Here is a 21,429-nt window from a genome sequence, read left to right as displayed (position 1 = left end):
CCCTGCCAGGCCGCCGGGGTCTTTCTGTGCTTTGCAGACTACTTTGCATCAGGACGCGTTAGGTAGCAATAGGAAGCATGCGGTTGCACCCGCACGTGGTGACTCGCTACTCGGCGCTTTAGCGTGCATTCATGGCTGATGAGCGTGATTGGCGACCCGACCCGGCGAGTCACGTCTATGTGTACCTGCAGGTCGTGCACCACATCGCCGAGCAGATCCGGACCGGGCGACTGCCCGTGGGCGCACGCCTTCCTGCCGAACGCGACCTCGCGGAGCAGTACGGTGTAGCCGTCAACACCATCCGCCGGGCCGTCCGCGAACTGCGCGATCAAGGCCTCGTCATCACTGTCCCCATCAAGGGAACCTTCGTACGCCCCGAAACACCCTCCGCCGACGCGTCAACAAACGGGGATGGCATCTCCGGCTGACCCTCCCGGTCCTCCCGAACAGCCGACTTGGGAATACGTGTATGACAGCGTGAGAAGTGGCCGTCACGCAGGCCGACATGACCGGTCATCTGATCCTGTATACACAGGCACCGATCGCGGAGGACGTGCCCTGGGAAGAGCACCTGGAGGACCGCGCGCACACGCTGCTGACCACGCTCAACCGCCCGGCCCCGAGCCATGAGGAGCGGGAGGACGCGCCGTCACTACTCGTCGGCTTCCTGTACCTGGGCGAGGGCCGGATGCGGCTCTACGTTCGGCACCAGGACGATCCCGATGTGGTGGGCTGCGACGTACGGCTCGCGGAGGCGGGACCGGCTGTGATCGCGGGAATCTTCCCGCGATCACAGGAACGCGAGCTGTTCGAGGAACCGGGGGACGATCCGCACTGCGCGGCCGTGGTGAAACTGATCCACTGACTGGGCGAGGAGACCGCACCTGGGATTACCTCCTTCCCCGGGACGACAGCGCCCTTGGCGAGCACGCCACCGGGTGCGGCAGGCCGCGCGCGATGCGCCGGGCCGCCGCATCGCTCCGCATCCCTCTTCCGGGCGATGGCGCGGCAAGGAGTTTCGAAGTAATTTCAAAGTCATGAGCGCCGAGAACGCCGCTGTGAACTTCTCCGAACTGGTGAACAAGAACAAGCAGACACTGGCCCGGCTCAAGGAAGCGCCGCGCCTCCTGCTGCACCGCAGAGACGGCGAGGATCTGGTTCTCACCACTGCGGCCCGGGCCGAGCAGGACCAGACCGTGGTGTCGGCAGCCACGCGGATGCTGGCTGCGATGGCGCGCCGGGAACCAGGAAGCATGGAGCTGCTCCTCGACATACTGCCGGACGCCTTCCCCTGGGTCCGTTTCCTGCCCGAGTCCGACCTCCACGCCTTCACCGTCGAACTGGTCGACACCATGCGTGCCGCCGATTCGCTCGGCAACAGCGCGTCCGTCGCGCAGATGCTCGTCGCCTGGCAGCACACCGCGGAGGTCTACTCCGATCCTGAGCTGCTCGCCGCACTGACCAGAGACCACGGCGACGACTACGGGCCGGCGCCCGACCCGCGGGACGTCGCGTGACAGCGGGCCGCGGAGACCGGGCCGCGCCTCCTCCGCCGGAGGGCCAGTGGGAAGTCCGCTTCGCGGACGCGGCCTCGGCCAAGGGCTGGGAAAGCCTTGCCCAACAGGCCCGAGAGAACACTTACCGCGCCTGGACCACCATGCGCACCACTCCCAGACCGGCCACGGAGACACCCCGGCACCACCGACTCAAAGGCGGTCTGGCGCACGGCACCCATCGCGGACAGACCTGCGAGCAATGGCAGATCGAAGTGACCGGTGGCGGACGCATCTGGTGCCTCCTGGACACCGTCCGGGAGACCTGCTGGATCACCTTCGCAGGCACAGGGCATCCGCGAGCCACGGACCGCCGCTGAGTCAGCACGGCCGCGTGGGCGGAGGAGAGGAACGGGCGGGAATCGACCGCCCGTTCCGCCTCCGGTCGCTCAACGGGGCCAATACACCGACACGACGAAGGACGCGGCCGTCTCAAAGGGGGTGCTCAGCAAGGCAATCCTCCGGCGGAGTACGTCGGCGTCGAGGTGGTGGGCGGTGGGGCCCATGGAGGACAGGGCCTCGATGTCCTGGGCGCCCAGGGGCATGACGTACTCCACCGCTTCGGTGTGAGCGCGCTGGAAACGCGCGGAAAGCGTGCGGCGCAGGCGCTCCTCCTTGGCGGGGTCTACCGACAGCAGGCCGAGGTGCCGCTGGAGTTCGCCGAGGTGCCGCGGCGCGGGGGTGACGACGAGCAGGGCGCCGCCCGGCCGGAGGACCCGGTGGAACTCGGGGCTGTTGCGAGGCGCGAAGACGTTGAGCACGAGGTCGACGGAGCGGCTGCGTACCGGCAACGGCCGCCGGATGTCCCAGCCGGCAGCCGTCGCGCGGGGGTGGATCCGGGCTGCCCGGCGGAGAGCGTGCGGGGAAGTGTCCAGTCCGAGGCCGGCGGCGTCTGGGAGGGTGTCCAGGACGGCGGCGAGGTGGTAACCGGTTCCGACCCCGGCGTCCAGCACGGTGCCGTCGGGCGGACACAGTTCCGCGGCGAGGCCGGCGAGGGTGTGCGTGAGCGGCGCGAAGTACCCGGTCCGAAGGAAGGCGGTACGGGCTTGGACCATGGAGGCGGTGTCCCCGCCGGCGGGACGCTGCTTGCCTGTCAGCAGGCCGGCATAGCCGTGCCGGGCGATGTCGAAGGTGTGCCGGCGGGGGCACCGCAGAGCCTGGTCGGCGGGTTCGAGACGGTCGTGGCACACCGGGCAGGTCAGGACGTCGAAGAGCCTGCGCAGCGCCTCATGACGCGCGTTGGGTGAAGTGGGCATGCTTGTTCCTCGGCAGCGGTCGGCTGCGTGATCGGCGGAGCATGGGTGCGAAGCCGTTGGCGTGCCCGACCGACCCTGAGGGTCGCGTCAGTGGGCACGACGAGGCAGCGGCGTCGTCGGAGCCCCCCGGTCCGGGCCGGAGGGTCAACGCCGCTGCCGTGACCGCTGCGTTCAGAGGAAGAAGTGCGGGATGCTGAGGCATGCCATGGCTTGAGGCTACAGCGAGCCGCCAGTACACCGACAGCCGACCGTCAACACGTCGGAGCCCCGGTCGGTGATCACCGACCGGGGCTCCGAGCTGCGTGGACCTGAGGGGATTTGAACCCCTGGCCCCCTCGATGCGAACGAGGTGCGCTACCGGACTGCGCCACAGGCCCTTGCAACGAGGGAAACTTTAGCATCCCCGTCCGGGTGGTTGGAAATCCGTTGCCGGGCCGGTCGGGGGCGGGGCTCCTGAGGCGGTGTCCGGCCCCGGGTCACTCGTTGGCCGCGCGGGGACGGTCGCCGTCCTCGTACTGGTCGAAGAGCGGGGTGCGGCCGTGTTCGCGGGAGCGGCGGGCCGAGGCGGCGACGGAGGTCCCCCCGCGCGAGCGCCTTCGAGCGTGAGGGAGGGCGTCGGCACGGTCGTCGTCCGCGGGCGGGGCGGGGTCGTCCGCGGCGGGGGCCGCGTCCTCCTCCGGCACCGCCGTGGACGAGCGCGCCGAGCTCCAGGCGTCCGGGGCGCCGAGGTCGACGTCGGAGGTGGCGCGCGGGGCGACGGGAGCGGTGACGTACGTGGGCAGCGGTACGGGGACCGGGTCCCAGCTGTCGCCCTGGCCGGGGCGGTGCTGGCGCTCGCGCTGCTGGTCGAGCCACTCGGCGTGGTCGGTCTGCTCGACCAGGGCGCGCCGGTCCGCGGCGAGGGCGGACAGCCCGGGGTCCGCCTCCGGTTCGGGTCCCGCGTCCGGCTCGTCGGCGGAGGGGTCCAGGGGAGCGCGCCGGCGGGGCTGGCGCCGGTTCTCGTGCAGCCGCTGCGCGGCGGCCTCGGCGCGGCGGCGGTCCATCTGGTAGGCGAAGCGGCGCCGCTCCTGGGCGCGCAGATACACGATGTACGCGCTGAGCAGCACCGCGGGTGCGCCGGGCGCCCACAGGAAGGCGAGCCCGCCGACCGCGGCGACGATCGCGCCGAGGGTGAAGGCCAGGAAGAGGATGACGGTGGTGCGCCGGCGGCGCGCGAGCACCTTCGAGCGCTGGGCACGTGCTGCGGCCGCCTCCGTGCCGGGCGCGTGCCGGGCCGCGGGGACGCCCTTGCGTGCGGACGTGTCGGCGGAGGGTGGTGCCGTGGTCCGGTCCCGAGGGGCGCGCTCGCCCCTCGCCTTCTCCCGCACGTCGTGCGCCGGCGGCCGCTGCCGCTCCCGCGCACCGGTCGGGGGTACGGCGAAGGCCCGGACGTCCACCGAGTCGGTGGCGGCGTCCGGCTCCCCGGCGTTGAGCTCCCCCTCCTCGGCGGAGCGCGCCCTGAGGTCCCTGGCGTACCGGCGCTCCATCCCCGCCCGTCCGGACAGGAGCCGGATGGCGGTGCTGAAGCGTTCCGTCGGACGGGCCTCGTTCAGCTCGTCCTGCCTACGGAGCCACATCGGCACCAAGTAGGCGGCCCAGGCCCCGACGATGACTGCGTAGATGAGGCCGCTGCTGCTCACGTCTCACACCGTAGAGGGGTTTGCGTGAGGCCATCCGCCAATTGGGCCGGTGTGTCGCACGATCCGGCTGATATTTCGAACTTTTTTTGCGATCGATGTGATCAGCAGGCCGTCAAGGACGTGAATTCAATGTCACCCGTACGATCGAGACCGGAGCCAGTGCGCATCACGGGGATCACAGCGCGTTCAATTTCGAACATATATTCAATTTCCGGGTGACGCGGGATTCCCGTTCGACGCCCGCTGTGCCCGGGTCCTCCGCCAGCGGTTCAGCAGCCCTTCGGGTACCTCTTCCGCCGTGAGCGCGAACACCATGTGGTCGCGCCAGGCACCGTCGATGTGCAGATAACGCGGGCGCAGGCCCTCCTCGCGGAATCCGAGTTTCTCCACCACCCGCCGGCTCGGCCCGTTCTCGGGGCGAATGCAGACCTCGATGCGGTGCAGTCCCACGGTGCGGAAACAGTGGTCCACGACGAGCGCCACCGCCGTCGGCATCACCCCGTGGCCGGCCACCGCCTCGTCCACCCAGTAGCCGACGTGGCCCGAGCACATCGAGCCCCAGGTGATCCCGGCGACCGTCAACTGCCCGACCAGCCGCCCCTGGTACTCGATGACGAACGGCAGCATCCGGCCCGCGTGCGCCTCGGACCTGAGATGACGCACCATCTGCCGGTAGGTCGGCCGGTGCGTGACGGGCCCGCCGGGCGTGGGCGGCGGAATGGTCGCCTCCCAGGGCCGGAGCCAGTCCCGGTTGCGCCGGTTCACCTCGCGCCAGACCTTCTGGTCGCGCAGCTTTATCGGCCGCAGGACGACATCGCCCTCCACCAGCACGACGGGCCAGGATGAGCCGTTCAGCTCGCACCCCCACTACCGGCGGCGGGTCCGGCGTGGTCGCCGCCGCGCAGCTGGTCGACGGCGTGCGCCAACAGGGGCTGAAGGACGGCCAGTCCGTCCTTCACCCCGCCGGTGGAGCCCGGCAGGTTGACGATCAGCGTCCGCCCGGCCACACCGGCCAGGCCCCGGGAGAGCGCCGCGGTCGGCACCTTCTGCCCGCCGTACGCCCGGATGGCCTCGGCGATCCCCGGCACCTCGTGGTCGATCACCCGGCGGGTGGCCTCGGGGGTGCGGTCGGTGGGCGAGATGCCGGTGCCGCCGGTGGTGACGATGGCGTCGTAACCGGCCTCGACCCCGGCCCGCAGGGCCGCCTCCACGGGGTCCCCGTCGGGCACGACCCGCGGTCCGTCGACGGCGAACCCGAAGCCCTTGAGCCCCTCGGCGATCAGCGGGCCGCCCTTGTCCTCGTAGACCCCGGCGGCGGCCCGGTTGGAGGCAGTGACCACAAGGGCGCGGTACGGTGCGCGCGGTGCGCCTCCCGCCGATGCGTCCCGTGTCATGCCCGGCTCCAGTCGCCCGACTTGCCGCCCGTCTTCTCCTCCACCCGTACGTCCGTGATGACCGCCCCCTTGTCGACCGCCTTGACCATGTCGATCACGGTGAGCGCGGCGACGGACACCGCGGTGAGCGCCTCCATCTCGACGCCCGTGCGGTCCGTCGTCTTCACGGTGGCCCGGATCTCCACGGCGTCGTCCGCGACCGACAGGTCCAGTTTCACACCCGACACCGACAACGGGTGGCACAGCGGGATCAGATCGGGGGTGCGCTTGGCTCCCATGATCCCGGCGATCCGCGCGGTGGCGAGGGCGTCGCCCTTGGGTACGCCCTCGCCGCGCAGCAGCTCGACCACGCGCGGTGAGACGAGGACGCGGCCGCTGGCACGGGCGGTGCGCGCGGTCACGTCCTTGCCGGAGACGTCGACCATGCGGGCGGCGCCCGCGTCGTCGATATGTGTCAGCCGGTCCGGCGCTGGTGGTCCGGGGGTCTCCCCCCGGGAAGGCACAGTCATGATCGTCTGGGGCTCCCGGTCCTGGCCCGGCGCGGTGCGGCGCGCGGACCTGTTGTGCGCGACACCGCGACACGCTACCGCCCCCGTCCGGCGCTCAGCCGAGCAGGACCACCTCGACCTCGGCGCCGGGCTCGACGGACTCGGCGTCCTCGGGGACGACGATGAGGGCGTCGGCCTGCGCGAGGGCGGCGACCAGATGGGAGCCGGCGCCCCCGACGGGCCTGACCTCACCGTCGGCGTAGCTCCCGCGCAGGAACTGCCTGCGCCCCTTCGGCGAGCTCAGCGCCCCGTCCGCGGCCAGGGTCGCGCGGACCGTCGGCCGGTGGACGTCCTGAAGGCCCATCAGGGTGCGGATCACGGGCCGGACGAACAGCTCGAAGGAGACGTACGCCGACACCGGGTTGCCGGGCAGGGCCAGCAGCGGGATGTGGTCGGAACCGACGGACCCGAAGCCCTGGGGCTTTCCGGGCTGCATGGCCAGCCTGCGGAACTCCACCCCGCCGCCCGGCTCGTCCTCGTCGCCGACGTGGGACAGCGCCTCCTTGACGACGTCGTACGCCCCGACGCTCACCCCGCCCGTGGTGACCAGCAGGTCGGCGCGGACGAGCTGGTCCTCGATGGTGGAGCGCAGGGTGTCGACGTCGTCGGCGACGGCGCCCACCCGGTAGGCGATGGCGCCGGCGTCCCGGGCCGCCGCGGTCAGGGCGAAGCTGTTGGAGTCGTAGATCTGGCCGTCGCCGAGCTGCTCGTCGGGCTGGACGAGCTCGCTGCCGGTGGACAGCACCACCACACGCGGGCGTGGGCGCACCCGGACCGTGCCGCGGCCGATCGCGGCCAGCAGGGCGATCTGCGGCGGCCCGAGGACCGTACCGGCCTCGAGAGCGCGGTCGCCGGCCTTCACGTCGCTGCCCTTGGCGCGCACGTGCGCGCGCGCCCCGGCGGGCCGGTACACGCGCACCTGCCCGCCGGCGCCCTCGGGGGCGAGGCCGCGGGCACGCATCCCGCTGACCGGGCCCTCGCCGAGCCCGCCGTCGGTCCACTCCACGGGGACGACCGTCTCGGCGCCGGGCGGCAGCGGGGCGCCGGTCATGATCCGGGCGGCCTGCCCCGGTCCCACCCGGAGCAGGCCGGCCGAGCCCGCCGCGACGTCCCCGACGACGTCGAGGACGGCCGGGAACTCCTCGCTCGCGCCCGAGACGTCCGCGACCCGTACCGCGTACCCGTCCATGGAGCTGTTGTCGAACGGCGGCAGGAAGACCGGCACCGTGACGTCGTCGACCAGGACGCAGCCCTGGGCGTCGAGCAGTTGCAGCTCGATGGGTTCCAGCGGGCGGACGGTGGTGAGGACGTCCTCCAGGTGCTCGTCCACCGACCACAGGTGGTCCGGGCCGGCGGTGCGGGGCTCGGCGCTGCTCAACGTCGTTACATCTCCTCGGCTACGTACCGCTGAAGCCAGGCCCTGAAGTCCGGGCCCAGGTCTTCACGTTCGCACGCGAGTCTGACAATGGCACGCAGATAGTCGCCGCGGTCGCCGGTGTCGTAGCGGCGGCCCTTGAAGACGACGCCGTGCACCGGGCCGCCGATCCTCTCGTCCTGAGCGAGCTGCTGCAGCGCGTCGGTGAGCTGGATCTCGCCGCCGCGGCCGGGTTCCGTCCTGCGCAGTACGTCGAAGATGTTCGGGTCGAGGACGTAACGGCCGATGACCGCGTAGTTGGAGGGCGCCTCCGCCGTGTCCGGCTTCTCGACCAGGCCGGTCACCTGGACGACGTCGGCGTCCTCGGTGGTCTCCACGGCCGCGCAGCCGTAGAGGTGGATCTGCTCGGGCTCGACCTCCATGAGGGCGATCACGCTGCCGCCGTAGATCTCCTGGACCTCGATCATCCGCTGCAGCAGCGGGTCGCGCGGGTCGATCAGGTCGTCGCCGAGCAGGACGGCGAAGGGCTCCTGGCCGATGTGCGGGGCCGCGCAGAGCACCGCGTGCCCCAGTCCTCTGGGGTCGCCCTGGCGGACGTAGTGGATCGTCGCGAGGTCGCTGGACTCCCGTACCTTGGCGAGCCGGTCGCCGTCGCCCTTCTTCTCCAGGGCGGACTCCAGCTCGTAGTTGCGGTCGAAGTGGTCCTCCAAGGGCCGCTTGTTGCGGCCGGTCACCATCAGGACGTCGTCGAGGCCGGCGGAGACGGCCTCCTCGACCACGTACTGGATCGCCGGCTTGTCCACGACCGGCAGCATCTCCTTCGGAGTGGCCTTGGTCGCCGGCAGGAACCGGGTGCCGAGGCCAGCCGCGGGAATGACAGCCTTGCTGATCCTGGAGTGCTCCTGAGTCATGCCCGCAACCTTATCCATTGCCTTTGCAGGGAATTCGTGACTCCGGTTAATTGGCTCCCATATGAGTACGGATACCGCCACAAAGAAGGGTACGGAAGGACCAGTGAGCCACACCGGACGCGGGACCGAGCCTGCCAAGCGCGCGTTGCGACGAGAGTTCCTCGCGGTGAGGAACACGTTGACCGTGGATGACGTACGGGAGGCGGCGCACGCGCTCGCGCGGCGCGCCCTGGAACTTCCCGAGCTGGCGGGCGCCCGCACGGTGGCCGCGTACGTCTCCGTGGGCACCGAACCGGGCACCCTTCCGCTGCTCGACGCGCTGCGCGCGCGGGGCGTGCGCGTCCTGCTGCCCGCGCTGCTGCCCGACAACGACCTGGACTGGGGCGCCTACACCGGCGAGGGCTCCCTCGCGCGCGTGCACCACGGCGGGAAGATGGCGCTGTTCGAGCCGGCCGGCGAGCGCCTCGGCCCGCACGCCGTCGCGGAGGCCGACGTCGTCCTGCTGCCCGGTCTCGCCGTCGACACGCGAGGGATGCGCCTCGGACGCGGCGGAGGGTCCTACGACCGTGTCCTCGCCCGCCTGGAAGCGGCGGACGCGCATCCCGCGCTCGTGGTCCTGCTGTACGACACGGAAGTCGTCGAGCGCGTGCCCGAGGAGGCCCACGACCGGCCGGTGCAGGCGGTGGTGACCCCGTCCGGAGTACGCCGCTTCGCCTGACCGCCGCCGCGAGTCGCACGACGAAGGCCCTCCACGCGCGCGTGGAGGGCCTTCGTCACCCGTGGGCGGTCAGCGGCTCAGGGCTTGAGCACCAGCGTGTCGCTCGTGTTCTTGTCGACCGCGTTCGCCGAGAAGGACCACGGCAGCAGCTCGCCCTTGGCCCACTTGTCCGTCTGGTCGGTGTAGTGGGCGCTGTAGGCGTGCCCGGAGGCGCCGGTGAGGTTGATCCACTTGGACTTGTCGAGGTCGCGGAGGTTGACCACCATCCGCATCGACGGCACCCACACCACTCCGTAGCCGCCGGCCGCGTTCCAGCCTGCGGCGTTGACCGCGGCCTCGCCGCCGCTGAGCTTCCACGGGCCGCGGTTGAGGACGTACTGCAGGACGCCGGGGCCCTCGGTGCCCAGGGTCTGGTTCTTCAGGAACAGGCGGTGCAGCCGGCCCCAGCTCCAGGTGTCGATGTCCTTGCCGAGCTTGGCGGTCAGCTCCCAGCGGGCGTCGATCATGGCGCGCTCGAACAGCTCGTCGCGGTTGTCGGCCGCGGGCCGGGTGCCCGACGCCGGAGTCTTCCACCAGTCGCTGTCCGGGCTGTCCATGAGCTTGCGGAACACCTCGAACCAGCGGTCGCCGCCGTCCGGCTGCGCCTGGTCGGCGTCGCGCAGGCCGCACTCGCGGACCCTCCGGTTCTCGTCGGCCGGACCGGTGTTGCCGGTCGGCTCCACCCACAGGCACTGGCCCTTGACCCGCAGCTCCTTGGGCAGCTTGTTGCCGAAGGACAGCTTGAGGATGTTGCGCCAGACCGCGTTGAAGTAGGCGGCCGCGGCCGAATCGGCGTCCTGCGTGTAGCCCCAGTTCTCCAGCAGCTTCTGCGCCTCGCGGACGTTCTTGTCAGCGATGTCGATCTTCAGCAGCTCGGGCACCAGCAGGTTGGCGATCGCGCTGCTGTTGTCCAGCTGCATCTGGCGCATGTCGTCGGTGGAGACCTTGCCGCCGCCTTCGATCTTCTGCTGGATCAGGTCGGTGATGCGCCGGCTGCGGGTGCCGTAGCCCCAGTCCGTGGTGAGGGTGTGCGGGTAGCTCTTGGGGTCGACGACGGCCTGGTTGGCGGTGACGATGTAGCCGCGCTCGGGGTTGTACTCGTAGGGCAGTTCCTCCGGCTTGATGTAGCCGGTCCAGTCGTGCTTGGAGTCCCAGCCGGGGGCCGGGACGGAACCGTCGCCCTCCGCGCGCGTGGGGATGCGGCCGGGCAGCGTGTAGCCGATGTTGCCCTCGGTGTCGGCGTAGATCAGGTTCTGCGAGGGCACGTCGAACAGCTCGGCGGCCGCGCGGAAGTCGTCGAAGTTCTTCGCCCTGTCGATGGCGAAGACGGCGTCCATGGTGGTGCCCGGCTCCAGCGCCGTCCACTTCAGGGCGATCCCGTAGCCCTCGCCGCGGTCGGGTGCCGCGGTGTCGACCTGGGCCTTCTTGCCGGCCGTCACCAGTTCGGCGGAGCGGTCCGACAGCAGGGGCCCGTTGTTGGTCGTCCGCACGACGATCTTCTTGGACGCGCCGCCGGCGACCTTGATGGTCTCCTGGCGGGTCTGGAACGGCACCGTCTTGCCGTCGCGCACGTAGCCGTCGCCGCTGAGCTTCTCCAGGTACAGGTCGGTGACGTCCACGCCGGAGTTGGTCATGCCCCAGGCGATGTTCTGGTTGTGGCCGATGATCACGCCGGGCATGCCCGCGAAGGTGTAGCCGCTGACGTCGTACGGGCACGCCTTGGAGACGGTGCGGCAGTGCAGGCCCATCTGGTACCAGACCGAGGGCAGCGAGGCCGACAGGTGCGGGTCGTTGGCGAGCAGCGGCTTGCCGGTGATGGTGTGCTCCCCGGAGACGACCCAGGAGTTGGAGCCGATGCCGTTGCCGTTGACGCCGACGGCGGTCGGAAGGCCGTCAAGGACGTCGTGCAGGCCCATCAGCTGGCTCTGCAGGCCGGAGGTGTCGGCCGCGTCCAGCGTGCCGGACGAGGTGCCGGTTCCCGTCGCGTCACCGTCCGTACCCGGTGTACCGGTCGAGGTGCCGGTGCCCGTGGCGCCGGTCGCGGCACCGCTCGTCTCGAACGCCTGGGTGAGCTCGTTGTACCGGCCCTGCGTGACGATCGGCTCGTTCCGGCCGTACGGGTACTCCGGGTACAGGTCCTTGATCTGCTTGGGGCCGAGGCGGCTGGTCATCAGGGCGCGGTCGATCTCGTCCTGCATGTTGCCGCGCAGGTCCCAGGCCATCGCCTTCAGCCAGGAGATCGAGTCCACGGGGGTCCACTGCCCGGGCTTGTAGTCGTTGGCGAAGCCCAGGGCCGCGTACTCCAGGGAGATGTCCTTCCCCTCCCTGCCCTCGAGGTAGGCGTTGACTCCCGCGGCGTACGCCTGCAGGTACTTCTTGGTGGAGGCCGACAGCTCCTTGTCGTACTCCCGTTCGGCGACCCGGTCCCAGCCCAGGGTGCGCAGGAACTCGTCGTTCTTCACCTGGCTCTTGCCGAACATCTCCGACAGGCGCCCGGAGGTCATGTGCCGGCGCACGTCCATCTCGTAGAACCGGTCCTGCGCCTGGACGAAGCCCTGCGCCATGAACAGGTCCTCGGCGGAGGAGGCGTAGACCTGCGGGATGCCGTAGCCGTCCCGCTTGACGTCGACGGGGCCGGACAGGCCCTTGAGCGTGAGGGTGCCCTTGGTCTGCGGGAAGGATGCGCGCACGGTGCTGACGGACCAGTAGGACCCGTAGGCGATGCCTCCGATGATCGCCAACACCAGGACGAGCACGATCAGTCGGGCTTTTCGCCCCTTCTTCCTGCCGGACTTGCCGGGCTTGTCACCCGTTGAGGCGGTGGTGTTGGGGGGCATCGCTGTCCTTGCTGTCCTAACGCGAGCGGCAGGCGGTCCTGGAGTGCTGGAGCAACCATAGGCGCAGGGCCTAGTCACGCTTGACGCGGAGTCGGAATCCGGGCACGCGCGAACGTTCGATTTGACCATCAAGGGCGTCAAGAAAACGTCAAGAGTTAGGTAAGGTAACGAAGTAATCCGGGAACTCAGGGAAGGAACCGCTGCTGACTGTTCACCACCTCAACCAGCTCCTGCTCGCCTCCTCACTCGTCCTGCTCGTCGCGGTCGCAGCGGTCCGGATCTCCTCGCGCAGCGGGCTCCCCAGCCTGCTCGTCTACCTGGGGATCGGCATGGTCATGGGCTCGGACGGCCTGGGCGGCATCCACTTCACCGACGCCGAGCTGACCCAGGTCATCGGCTACGCGGCCCTGGTCGTGATCCTCGCCGAGGGCGGACTCGGCACGAAGTGGAAAGAGATCAAACCGGTGCTCCCGTCCGCCACCGTCCTGGCGGTGGTCGGAGTCGCGGTGAGCGTCGGCGTCACGGCGGCCGGCGCCCACTACCTCATAGGGCTGGAGTGGCGTCAGGCCCTCATCATCGGCGCGGTGGTGTCCTCCACGGACGCGGCCGCCGTCTTCTCGGTCCTGCGGAAGATCCCGCTGCCCGCGCGCGTAACGGGCACGCTGGAGGCCGAGTCCGGCTTCAACGACGCCCCGGTGGTCATCCTGGTCGTCGCCTTCTCCACCGCCGGCCCGGTCGAGCACTGGTCCGTACTGGTGGGCGAGATAGTCCTGGAGCTGGCCATCGGCGCGGCCATCGGCCTGACGGTGGGCTGGCTCGGCTCCTGGGCCCTGCGGCACGTCGCGCTGCCCGCCTCGGGCCTCTACCCGATCGCCGTGATGTCGATCGCGGTCGCGGCGTACGCCCTCGGCGCGCTGGCGCACGGCAGCGGCTTCCTGGCCGTCTACCTCGCGGCGATGGTGCTCGGCAACGCCAAGCTGCCGCACTGGCCCGCCACACGCGGCTTCGCCGAGGGGCTCGGCTGGATCGCCCAGATCGGCATGTTCGTCCTGCTCGGCCTGCTGGTCACCCCGCACGAGCTGGTCGACGACATCTGGCCCGCCCTCGTCATCGGCCTGGTGCTGACGGTGGTCGCGCGCCCGCTGGGCGTGGTGGCCAGCCTGCTGCCGTTCCGGGTGCCGTGGCGGGAGGAGACCCTGATGAGCTGGGCCGGGCTGCGCGGGGCCGTGCCCATCATCCTGGCGACCATCCCCATGGTGAACGGCGTCGACGCCACCCACCGCATCTTCAACATCGTCTTCGTCCTCGTCGTCGTCTACACCCTCCTGCAAGGACCGACCCTGCCCTGGCTCGCCCGCAAGCTGCGATTGGGACCCGGACAGGAGGCCGCTGACCTCGGCATCGAGTCGGCGCCACTGGAGCGGCTGCGCGGCCATCTGCTGTCCGTCGCCATCCCGGAGGGCTCCCGGATGCACGGCGTCGAGATCAACGAGCTGCGGCTGCCCGCCGGATCCGCGGTCACCCTGGTCGTCCGCGAGGACAGGTCGTTCGTACCGCTGCCCACCACGACCCTGCGGCGCGGCGACGAACTCCTCGTGGTCGCCACCGACCCCGTCCGCGAAGCGGCGGAACGGCGCCTGCGCGCGGTCGGCCGGGGCGGCAAGCTGGCGGGGTGGCTGGGCACGAACGGGGCCGGCGCGGGAGCGGCATGAGCCGAAGGGGCGATTCGTACGATCCCTGTACGATGAAGCCGCACCCTGATCGAACCAACTCTGCCTGACGCAGAGCTGGCGCGACCGTATGGCGGCCGGGTCGTCCCCGCAGTGGACGCCGGGTATCTACCGCAGTCCGCGCAAGAGGACAGCTCTCGGCGTGCCCGCACGCAGGGTCCACGCCACCAGGCGGCAGAAAGGCACGGGCCGTGGGATCCACGGTCACCACCGGACCGTCGCAGACCTCGACCGCGTCCTCCCGCCCGGGCTACGGGCAGCTGCTGCGCACTCGTGGCGCCTGGACGTTCCTGCTCCCCGGCTTCGCGGCGCGCCAGCCGTTCGCGATGCTCACCCTCTCCATCGTGCTGCTGGTGCAGCACACCACCGGCTCCTACGGCGCGGCGGGCGCCACCGCGGCCGTCACCGGCGTCTCCATGGCACTGTTCGCGCCGTACGGCGGGCGGCTCGCCGACCGCTACGGACAGCGCGCCGTCCTGCTCCCCGGCGTCCTGCTGCACACCCTGGCGGGACTGGCGCTGACCGCGCTCGCCCTGGCGCACGCGCCCCTGTGGGCGCTGTTCGCGGCGGCCGTGCCGACCGGCGCCTCGGTGCCGCAGATCGGGCCGATGGTGCGCGCCCGCTGGGGAGTGACCCTCAAGGACTCGCCGCTGATGACCACCGCGGCGGCCTTCGAGTCGGTCACCGACGAGCTGACCTTCGTCCTCGGCCCCCTGCTGGCGACCGCCCTGTGCACGACCGTCGCCCCGGCCGCCGGACTGGTCACGGAGGCAGGGCTGACCCTGGTCGGCGGCCTGCTGTTCGCCGCGCAGAAGCGCACCCAGCCGCCCGTCGCCACCGACCGGCACGCACGCGTGGAGCACGCCTCCGCCCTGCACGTCCCCGGCGTGCGCGTGCTGATCGTCACCTTCCTCGGCATCGGGTGCGTCTTCGGCGGCATGCAGGTCTCGCTGGCCGCGTTCACCGAGTCGATCGGCCGGCCCGGCCTCAACGGCGTGCTGTACGGGACGTTCGCCGCGGGCAACATGCTCTCCGGCGTCGTCTGCGGCGCCATCGTCTGGAAGGCCGCCCCGCACCACCGCCTCGTCGTCGGCTACACCGCCCTCGCGCTGGCCGCGTCCGCGCTGTGGACCACGCACTCGGTGCTGTTCCTGGCCGCGCTCGGCCTGCTGGTCGGCATGTGCATCGCACCGACCCTGATCACCGGCTACACCCTGGTCGAGAGCCTGGTCCCGGCCGGCGCCCGCACCGAGGCGTTCACCTGGCTGACGGGCGCGGTCGCGCTCGGCCAGGCGTCCGCGGTCACCGTCGCCGGACAGTTGGAGGACCGGCTGTGGAGCGGCTCCGGATTCCTGGTCCCGATGGCCGGCACGGTGCTCGCCCTCGTCACCCTGGTGGCGCTCAGGTCACGGCTCGCGGTCCGGCCGCACAGCCGCGCCGTCGCACGTGGCGTCGGTCACCGCTCCTCCGTCGCAGTGGACTGATCCCCGGGAATACGTCAGTATGGACCGTCGTTAGCACTCATCGAGTGAGAGTGCCAGGAGGAAGACAGTGCCCACCTACCAGTACCAGTGCACCGAGTGCGGCGACGGCCTCGAGGCGGTGCAGAAGTTCACCGACGACGCGCTCACCGAGTGCCCCGGTTGCGGTGGCCGCCTGAAGAAGGTGTTCTCCGCGGTCGGCATTGTCTTCAAGGGCTCCGGCTTCTACCGCAACGACAGCCGCGGCTCCTCGTCGAGCAGCAGCCCGGCGTCGTCGTCGAAGTCGTCGAGCGGCTCCTCGTCCTCGTCGGGCTCCTCGTCGTCCGGCTCGAGCTCGTCCTCCTCGTCGTCGTCGACGAGCACGGCGGGCAGCTCCGCCGCCTGACGTCCTTCTCCCTTCGCGGACCCCGCCGTCGCAGGACGGTGGGGTCTTCGGCGTCCGTGCGGGCGACTAATGTGCCGGTCATGGCGAACGCAGAGATCGGTGTCATCGGCGGTTCCGGCTTCTACTCGTTCCTCGACGACGTGACCGAGGTCCGGGTGGACACCCCGTACGGGGCACCCAGCGACTCCCTCTTCCTCGGCGAGGTCGCCGGCCGGCGGGTCGCCTTCCTGCCCCGGCACGGCCGCGGCCACCACCTCCCGCCGCACCGCATCAACTACCGGGCCAACCTGTGGGCGCTGCGTTCCGCGGGCGTGCGCCAGGTGCTCGGCCCCTGCGCGGTGGGCGGACTGCGCCCCGAGCACGGACCGGGCACGCTGCTCGTGCCCGACCAGTTCGCGGACCGGACGAAGTCCCGGCAGCAGACCTACTTCGACGGGCTCCCCCTGCCCGACGGCACGGTGCCGAACGTGGTGCACGTCTCCCTGGCCGACCCCTACTGCCCCGTCGGGCGGGCGGCCGCGCTGAAGGCGGCGCGCGGGCGGGACTGGGAGGCGGTGGACGGCGGCACCCTCGTCGTGGTGGAGGGACCGCGCTTCTCCACCCGTGCCGAATCGTTGTGGCACCAGGCGCAGGGCTGGTCGGTGGTGGGCATGACCGGCCACCCCGAGGCGGCGCTCGCCCGCGAGCTGGAGCTCTGCTACACCTCGCTGACGCTGGTCACCGACCTGGACGCGGGCGCCGAGAGCGGCGAGGGCGTCTCGCACGAGGAGGTGCTGCGGGTGTTCGCGGCCAATGTGGAACGGCTGCGGGGCGTCCTGTTCGACGCGGTGGCCGCGCTGCCCGCCGCGGGGGAACGGGGCTGCCCGTGCGCGAACGCGCTGGGCGGGATGGATCCGGGCTTCGTACTGCCGTGACCGGGTCCGGGCCGGCGTGTCGCGGGCCGGTTCCCCTCGTCCGAGTGAGGGGGTTTTCCACAACCGGCGAGTAACACACGGGCTCCGGCGGCCGGCGGCGCGATGCCTCATCGTGGCATCACAAGCCGAAATCCACGTCGCTGGTGGTGGTCCGCATGTCCCTGCCCTGCCCGGCTCCCCTGCCCTCGTCTCCCCCTTCCTCCTCCCCTCCCCCTTCTTCCTCCTTTCTCCTCTCCCCCGCCTCTCCCTGTGCGTCCGGCACGGACGCCCCGGCCACGTGCGAGGTGCCGCACTTCGCGCCGGTGCGTGTGCGCGGCGGGCGGTACGCGCTGCGCCGGTTCGTACGGCACCGCAGGCGGGCCGTGGCGGCCGGGCTCGCCGTCACCGCGGCCGCGTTCGTGGTGGCGGGTCCGCGGGACGCTCCGGATCCTCCGCGCGGCGGGCCGGTCCGTGGACACCCGGCGCCGGCCGGCAGGGCGGACCTGTCGCCCGGGGTCCGCGAGCCGGACGGCGAGCGGACGGTGACCGCGCCCGTGCGCATCGCGGACGCGGCCACGGTCCGGCTGCTGCGTCCCGGCGACCGGGTCGATGTGATCGCCGCGCAGGACCCGGCGACGGGCGGACGGGCCGAGGTGGTCGCGAGCGGCGCCCGGGTGGCGAAGGTCCCGGAGCCCGTGGAGGAGGTGACCGCCGACGGTGCGCTGGTCATGCTGTCGGTACCGCGCTCCACCGCGGCACGTCTGGCCGGAGCGAGCGCGACGGCCAGGTTGGCGGTGACCCTGTGTTGAATGCTCTCCCTCAGGAGCGAGGGAGATTCCTGGCTCACGCTGCTCGGTCGCTCAGCGAGCGGTCGAGTCTTGCGCGATCGGCACCAGCCGGGTTCAGACCAGTCCGGACGAGCATCACGCGGGCGGAGTTCTCGTCCGGGAAGAGACGGCTCCGCACGCGGTGCAGGTGCAGGTGCGTTCCGGCAGCGGCTGGGCCCCCATGCCCTTCAGGCAGTGGGGGAGCGCGCTTGGTTCTCGCTCCACACGATCCGCGGTCCATTTGTACCGGGACATCCCGCCCGCCGCCTGACCGGCAATTGGTCCTCGATGTCCTCGAGGGCCTTCGTGCGGGCCTTGGCGAAGTCGCGGATGAGCTGCTGCTGCGGCACCGAGGAGCCTCAGCCGGCCACGGCGTGGCCGCGCGGGCCCGGGTCAGCATCCGGTCCGGTCGCGCGGGGCCGCAGTCCTCCCCGTCCCGGTGGGCCTTCTTCGAGCGGGCCGCACACTCGTTCCAGAGCCACCGGCAGCGCGCCCCCTCCGCCTCCAGCAGGGCACCGGCGGCCGACGGCGCGCGCAGCCGGTAGGNAGGTGTGGCGGGCATGCCCGGCCTCCGCAGCCGGCTCCGCCTGCGCCATGCGTTTCCCCTACCGGTCCCCGGCCATGTCGGGGTGCCGGGGCATCCCGAGGCCTCCAACGTGACCGTACGCGCGACCGCCGCACACTCGTTCCCCGATCACACGGACATCACCCCCACCCGTGACCGGCAGCGTATGCGTTCCGGCTCCCCGGCCTTCGCCCGGTGAACTGTCCGGGGCACTCCGCACTCGAAACCGGGGCACGGCGACGCTCCGCGCCGCGGCACCCGGATGCGATCCTTCCCCGCGAGCAGGCGGTACCCCCACCCCGGCGTGAACACCGGGGGGACCTCGCGAGAGACGGGTGAGCTGTAGGTTGCGGAGCTGTTTGTTCCGCAATCCGTACGTTCAAGGAGGGGCTCCAGGTGAGCAAGAAGAAGGACCCGAGCGTCTGGCAGGGCTTCAAGGCCTTCCTGATGCGCGGGAACGTCGTCGATCTGGCAGTAGCGGTGGTCGTCGGCGCCGCCTTCACCAACATCGTCAACTCGATGGTGAAAGGTGTGATCAATCCGGTCGTCGGAGCGATCGGCACCAAGAACCTCGACCACTACGCCTCGTGCCTGAGCTCCACCTGCGAGGGCGACCAGGACATCCAGATCATGTGGGGCTCGGTCCTCGGCGCCACCCTCCAGTTCCTGATCACCGCGGCGGTGGTCTACTTCCTGATGGTTCTGCCCATGGCGAAGTTCCTGGCCCGCCAGGAGGCACGGAAGAAGGCCGGGGAGGACACGCCGGAGGCGCCGGAGGCGACCGAGCTGGAGGTGCTCAAGCAGATACGCGACGAGCTGGTCGCGCAGCGCGGTTCGCAGTACCGCGGGCGGTAGCGACCACGGTCCGGAGAGCGGCAGCCGCCGCGGTCCGGTGGGCGCGCGGGCTTCAGAGGTGGTGGGGCGGCTTCTCGTCGAGGAAGCGCTTGAGGTCGGAGGCCGCGTCGCCGTCCGGGCGCTCGCCCCATCCGCGGTCGGTGTCGTCCGTGGACTGCCGGTGCAACGGATCGTCGAAGATCAGCGCGGCCTTCGGGTCACGCAGTCCGGAGGCGGGCTCCGGGGCGGATTCGGGGGCGGATTCGGGGGCGGATTCGGGGGCGGTACTCATGCCTCCAGGGTACGGTCCCGTCTGCCGGCCGGAGCGGGGAGCAGGCGGCGGTGACGCTCCGCCGAAGGGGCCCGTGGCGTCCCGTCACCCGGGAAGACTGGACCCCATGACAGTGGACGCTTTGACGGACGTCTCCGGTGTGCGGGTGGGGCATGCGACGTGTACGGGCGGCGGCCGGCTCACCGGCACGACGGTCGTGCTCGCGCCGGAGGGCGGCGCCGTCGCCGCCGTGGACGTACGCGGTGGCGGCCCCGGCACCAAGGAGACCGATGCCCTCGATCCGCGCAACCTGGTGCGGACGGTGGAGGCGCTCGTGCTGACCGGCGGCAGCGCCTACGGACTGGACGCGGCCTCGGGGGTGATGGGCTGGCTGGAGGAGCGGGGGCGCGGAGTGCGGGTCGGACCGGACCCCTCGCACGTGGTGCCGGTGGTGCCGGCCGCCTGCGTGTTCGACCTGGGCCGGGGCGGTGACTTCCGGGCCCGGCCGGACGCGGCCACCGGACGGGCCGCGGTCGAGGCCGCGGCGGCGAGCGAGGTGGGCGGGCGTGTGCGCGAGGGGTGCGTGGGCGCGGGGACGGGAGCGGTCGTGGGGCCGTTCAAGGGCGGGGTCGGCACGGCGAGCACGGTGCTCGGCTCGGGTGTCACGGTGGCGGCGCTGGTGGTGGCCAACGCGGTGGGATCGGCGGTGGATCCGGAAACGGGGGTGCTGTACGGGGAGTTGTTCCAGGGACCGGTGGAGTACCCCGACGCGCGGGTGCACGAGGCCGCGCGCCGGCGTCTCGCCGAGGCCGCCGAGCGGAACACGCCGTCCCCGCTGAACACCACGCTCGCGGTGGTCGCCACCGACGCGGACCTGTCCAAGGCGCAGGCGCAGAAACTGGCCGGCACGGCGCACGACGGCATCGCGCGCGCCGTACGGCCGGCGCATCTGCTCAACGACGGCGACACGGTGTTCGCCCTGGCCACCGGGGCACGTCCGCTCGACCCCGGCTCGCCCCTCGCCCTGAACGAGGTCCTCGCCGCGGGTGCGGACCAGGTCACCCGCGCGATCGTCCGCGCGGTGCGGGCCGCCGATCCGGTGGACGGGCCGGGCGGGGCGTGGCCGGCCTACGAGGAGCTGTACGGACCTCGCTGAGCGCGGCCCGGACAGCGCTCTCAACGGCTGGAACACGTCATGGAGCGAGTGGGCCGGCGGGAGCACGGCCTGCTCGTCAACGGCCGTTGAGCAGCGGATTTTGGCGGAACATCGGGCCGCGCGGGAACTTCTCGCGTGACCGGACCGTTTTTCCGGCGTACGTTTTCTCGGTTCCCGGACACGATGTCCGACCGAGGGGCTACGGTATGCACCCACAAGGTGACATGCAGCAACGCCGGGAGAAACCTTGAGCGTTCCGTACGAGACGACTGCGTACGAACCACCCGAGTCGCCCGAGTCTCCGGAGGAGCACCTCGCGCGGCTCCTCGGACGCACCCTGAACTCCTTCGAACTGCCCGACGAGACGATACGGCGACTCGAGTGCGCGCTGGCGTACGACGGTTCGCTGTACTCGGCGCACCACAGCGCCGGGCTGCACCGCGAGACGTACCGGCACACCTGGCTGCTCGCCGACGGCTCGGCGCTCACCCTCTGGGAGCTGGTGCACAACACCGCGCCGGGCAGCGAGGCGCAGCACGAGGTGTACCTCGACGAGGAGGAGCTGAGCACCGCCACCGCCCGGTTGCCGCTCCCGCCGGACGCGCCGAACCTGGAACTGCCGGTGCTGGTCCAGCTCGCGTCGGTGCCCGAGACGCGGCACGTGTACGTTCCGGACGGCTCGCCCGACCACGCGCGCCGTCTGCTGCGGCGCGCGGAGAACGCCGACCGGCCCGGCGCGGACGTCGCCTCACTGCTGGCGACGGCGTCCGGGCACCAGATCACCCAGGCCTTCGGCCGCCCCTGCCGGGCGGGTCGCGCGGGGCTGTGCTTCTCGCTCTACGAGCACGCGTTCCTGCTGAGCGACGGCGTGGAGATCTCCCTGTGGGAGGTCGAGCACACGGCGACCCCCGACGGACGTCACATGTGCGAGGTGTACACGACGGAGGACGCGGCTCGCAGCGCGATGGAACGGCGGG

General features: G+C 71.4%; 21 protein-coding genes, 1 tRNA gene and 1 pseudogene. 12 read left to right on the top strand and 11 right to left on the bottom strand.

All coding sequences use genetic code 11. The features are described from left to right. The first annotated feature begins 131 nt into the window (after nucleotides 1-131). The 3 genes from RH94_RS22685 (at nucleotide 132) to RH94_RS22675 (ending at nucleotide 1,517) form a co-directional block, all read left to right on the top strand. The gene (locus tag RH94_RS22685) at nucleotides 132-428 is read left to right on the top strand and encodes a GntR family transcriptional regulator (RefSeq protein ID WP_199881035.1); all 297 of its coding nucleotides are present in this window, start codon (nucleotides 132-134) and stop codon (nucleotides 426-428) included. Nucleotides 429-484: 56 nt separating this feature from the next. Further along, on the top strand, nucleotides 485-865 hold the full coding sequence (locus tag RH94_RS22680) for a hypothetical protein (protein WP_073949403.1): 381 nt from the start codon (nucleotides 485-487) through the stop codon (nucleotides 863-865). A gap of 172 nt (nucleotides 866-1,037) precedes the next feature. Continuing rightward, nucleotides 1,038-1,517, top strand: coding sequence for a hypothetical protein (locus tag RH94_RS22675; protein ID WP_073949401.1), 480 nt, complete (start codon nucleotides 1,038-1,040; stop codon nucleotides 1,515-1,517). 425 nt (nucleotides 1,518-1,942) lie between these two features. Here RH94_RS22675 and RH94_RS22665 read toward each other — a convergent pair whose 3' ends face one another. The 8 genes from RH94_RS22665 to galU all read right to left on the bottom strand — a co-directional run bounded on the left by RH94_RS22665 (nucleotide 1,943) and on the right by galU (nucleotide 8,716). Further along, on the bottom strand, nucleotides 1,943-2,809 hold the full coding sequence (locus RH94_RS22665) for a putative RNA methyltransferase (RefSeq protein WP_073949397.1): 867 nt from the start codon (nucleotides 2,807-2,809) through the stop codon (nucleotides 1,943-1,945). A gap of 303 nt (nucleotides 2,810-3,112) precedes the next feature. Next, nucleotides 3,113-3,186, bottom strand: a tRNA-Ala gene (locus RH94_RS22660). A 99-nt stretch (nucleotides 3,187-3,285) separates the two neighbouring features. Beyond that, entirely contained in the window at nucleotides 3,286-4,488 is a 1,203-nt protein-coding gene (gene sepX / locus RH94_RS22655; protein WP_073949395.1) for a divisome protein SepX/GlpR, read from the bottom strand. Between the two features lie 204 nt (nucleotides 4,489-4,692). Continuing rightward, complete coding sequence (locus tag RH94_RS22650; protein ID WP_234425964.1) at nucleotides 4,693-5,319, bottom strand: GNAT family N-acetyltransferase; 627 nt, start codon at nucleotides 5,317-5,319, stop codon at nucleotides 4,693-4,695. A 20-nt stretch (nucleotides 5,320-5,339) separates the two neighbouring features. Then, a complete protein-coding gene (locus tag RH94_RS22645; protein ID WP_073949391.1) occupies nucleotides 5,340-5,882 on the bottom strand; it encodes a MogA/MoaB family molybdenum cofactor biosynthesis protein in 543 nt (180 codons plus the stop codon). Beyond that, on the bottom strand, nucleotides 5,879-6,391 hold the full coding sequence (moaC, locus tag RH94_RS22640) for a cyclic pyranopterin monophosphate synthase MoaC (RefSeq protein WP_073949389.1): 513 nt from the start codon (nucleotides 6,389-6,391) through the stop codon (nucleotides 5,879-5,881). Before moaC ends, RH94_RS22645 begins: the two co-directional genes overlap by 4 nt. Nucleotides 6,392-6,485: 94 nt before the next feature. Then, nucleotides 6,486-7,808 (bottom strand): molybdotransferase-like divisome protein Glp, encoded by a 1,323-nt coding sequence (gene glp, locus RH94_RS22635; RefSeq protein ID WP_073949387.1) that lies wholly within the window; start codon nucleotides 7,806-7,808, stop codon nucleotides 6,486-6,488. A 5-nt stretch (nucleotides 7,809-7,813) separates the two neighbouring features. Beyond that, nucleotides 7,814-8,716, bottom strand: a complete 903-nt coding sequence (galU, locus tag RH94_RS22630) for a UTP--glucose-1-phosphate uridylyltransferase GalU (protein ID WP_073949385.1) — start codon at nucleotides 8,714-8,716, stop codon at nucleotides 7,814-7,816. A 103-nt stretch (nucleotides 8,717-8,819) separates the two neighbouring features. Between galU and RH94_RS22625 the strand changes: the two genes are divergently transcribed. Continuing rightward, nucleotides 8,820-9,434 (top strand): 5-formyltetrahydrofolate cyclo-ligase, encoded by a 615-nt coding sequence (locus tag RH94_RS22625; protein WP_073949383.1) that lies wholly within the window; start codon nucleotides 8,820-8,822, stop codon nucleotides 9,432-9,434. Between the two features lie 77 nt (nucleotides 9,435-9,511). On the opposite strand, the gene RH94_RS22620 is transcribed toward RH94_RS22625, so the two are convergent. Then, complete coding sequence (locus tag RH94_RS22620) at nucleotides 9,512-12,310, bottom strand: penicillin acylase family protein (RefSeq protein WP_073949381.1); 2,799 nt, start codon at nucleotides 12,308-12,310, stop codon at nucleotides 9,512-9,514. 203 nt (nucleotides 12,311-12,513) lie between these two features. On the opposite strand from RH94_RS22620, the gene RH94_RS22615 reads away from it, so the two are divergent. The 5 genes from RH94_RS22615 (at nucleotide 12,514) to RH94_RS22595 (ending at nucleotide 17,608) form a co-directional block, all read left to right on the top strand. After that, a complete protein-coding gene (locus RH94_RS22615; protein ID WP_073949379.1) occupies nucleotides 12,514-14,022 on the top strand; it encodes a potassium/proton antiporter in 1,509 nt (502 codons plus the stop codon). Between the two features lie 209 nt (nucleotides 14,023-14,231). Then, entirely contained in the window at nucleotides 14,232-15,524 is a 1,293-nt protein-coding gene (locus RH94_RS22610) for an MFS transporter (RefSeq protein WP_073949377.1), read from the top strand. A gap of 67 nt (nucleotides 15,525-15,591) precedes the next feature. Then, on the top strand, nucleotides 15,592-15,906 hold the full coding sequence (locus RH94_RS22605) for an FmdB family zinc ribbon protein (RefSeq protein WP_073949375.1): 315 nt from the start codon (nucleotides 15,592-15,594) through the stop codon (nucleotides 15,904-15,906). An 80-nt stretch (nucleotides 15,907-15,986) separates the two neighbouring features. Continuing rightward, the gene (locus RH94_RS22600; protein ID WP_073949663.1) at nucleotides 15,987-16,820 is read left to right on the top strand and encodes an S-methyl-5'-thioadenosine phosphorylase; all 834 of its coding nucleotides are present in this window, start codon (nucleotides 15,987-15,989) and stop codon (nucleotides 16,818-16,820) included. A gap of 284 nt (nucleotides 16,821-17,104) precedes the next feature. Continuing rightward, complete coding sequence (locus RH94_RS22595; protein ID WP_107428797.1) at nucleotides 17,105-17,608, top strand: CpaB family protein; 504 nt, start codon at nucleotides 17,105-17,107, stop codon at nucleotides 17,606-17,608. A gap of 266 nt (nucleotides 17,609-17,874) precedes the next feature. Here RH94_RS22595 and RH94_RS44230 read toward each other — a convergent pair. Then, a pseudogene (locus RH94_RS44230) lies at nucleotides 17,875-18,172 on the bottom strand (RNA-guided endonuclease TnpB family protein); the annotation flags it as partial. Between the two features lie 415 nt (nucleotides 18,173-18,587). On the opposite strand from RH94_RS44230, the gene mscL reads away from it, so the two are divergent. After that, nucleotides 18,588-19,046: a large conductance mechanosensitive channel protein MscL gene (gene mscL / locus RH94_RS22585; RefSeq protein ID WP_073949369.1), complete on the top strand. Its 459-nt coding sequence runs from the start codon at nucleotides 18,588-18,590 to the stop codon at nucleotides 19,044-19,046. A gap of 52 nt (nucleotides 19,047-19,098) precedes the next feature. On the opposite strand, the gene RH94_RS22580 is transcribed toward mscL, so the two are convergent. Next, nucleotides 19,099-19,317, bottom strand: a complete 219-nt coding sequence (locus RH94_RS22580; RefSeq protein WP_073949367.1) for a hypothetical protein — start codon at nucleotides 19,315-19,317, stop codon at nucleotides 19,099-19,101. 106 nt (nucleotides 19,318-19,423) lie between these two features. On the opposite strand from RH94_RS22580, the gene RH94_RS22575 reads away from it, so the two are divergent. Both RH94_RS22575 and RH94_RS22570 read left to right on the top strand, forming a co-directional pair. Beyond that, entirely contained in the window at nucleotides 19,424-20,452 is a 1,029-nt protein-coding gene (locus tag RH94_RS22575) for a P1 family peptidase (RefSeq protein WP_073949365.1), read from the top strand. 247 nt (nucleotides 20,453-20,699) lie between these two features. Further along, on the top strand, nucleotides 20,700-21,429 hold a 730-nt coding region (locus tag RH94_RS22570), incomplete at its 3' end, for a DUF6227 family protein (RefSeq protein ID WP_073949661.1).

It is taken from the genome of Streptomyces kebangsaanensis (assembly GCF_001906585.1).
Taxonomy (GTDB): domain Bacteria; phylum Actinomycetota; class Actinomycetes; order Streptomycetales; family Streptomycetaceae; genus Streptomyces; species Streptomyces kebangsaanensis.
The sequence above is the reverse complement of the archived record's forward strand: the minus strand, read 5'-3'. Positions and strand labels throughout refer to the sequence as shown.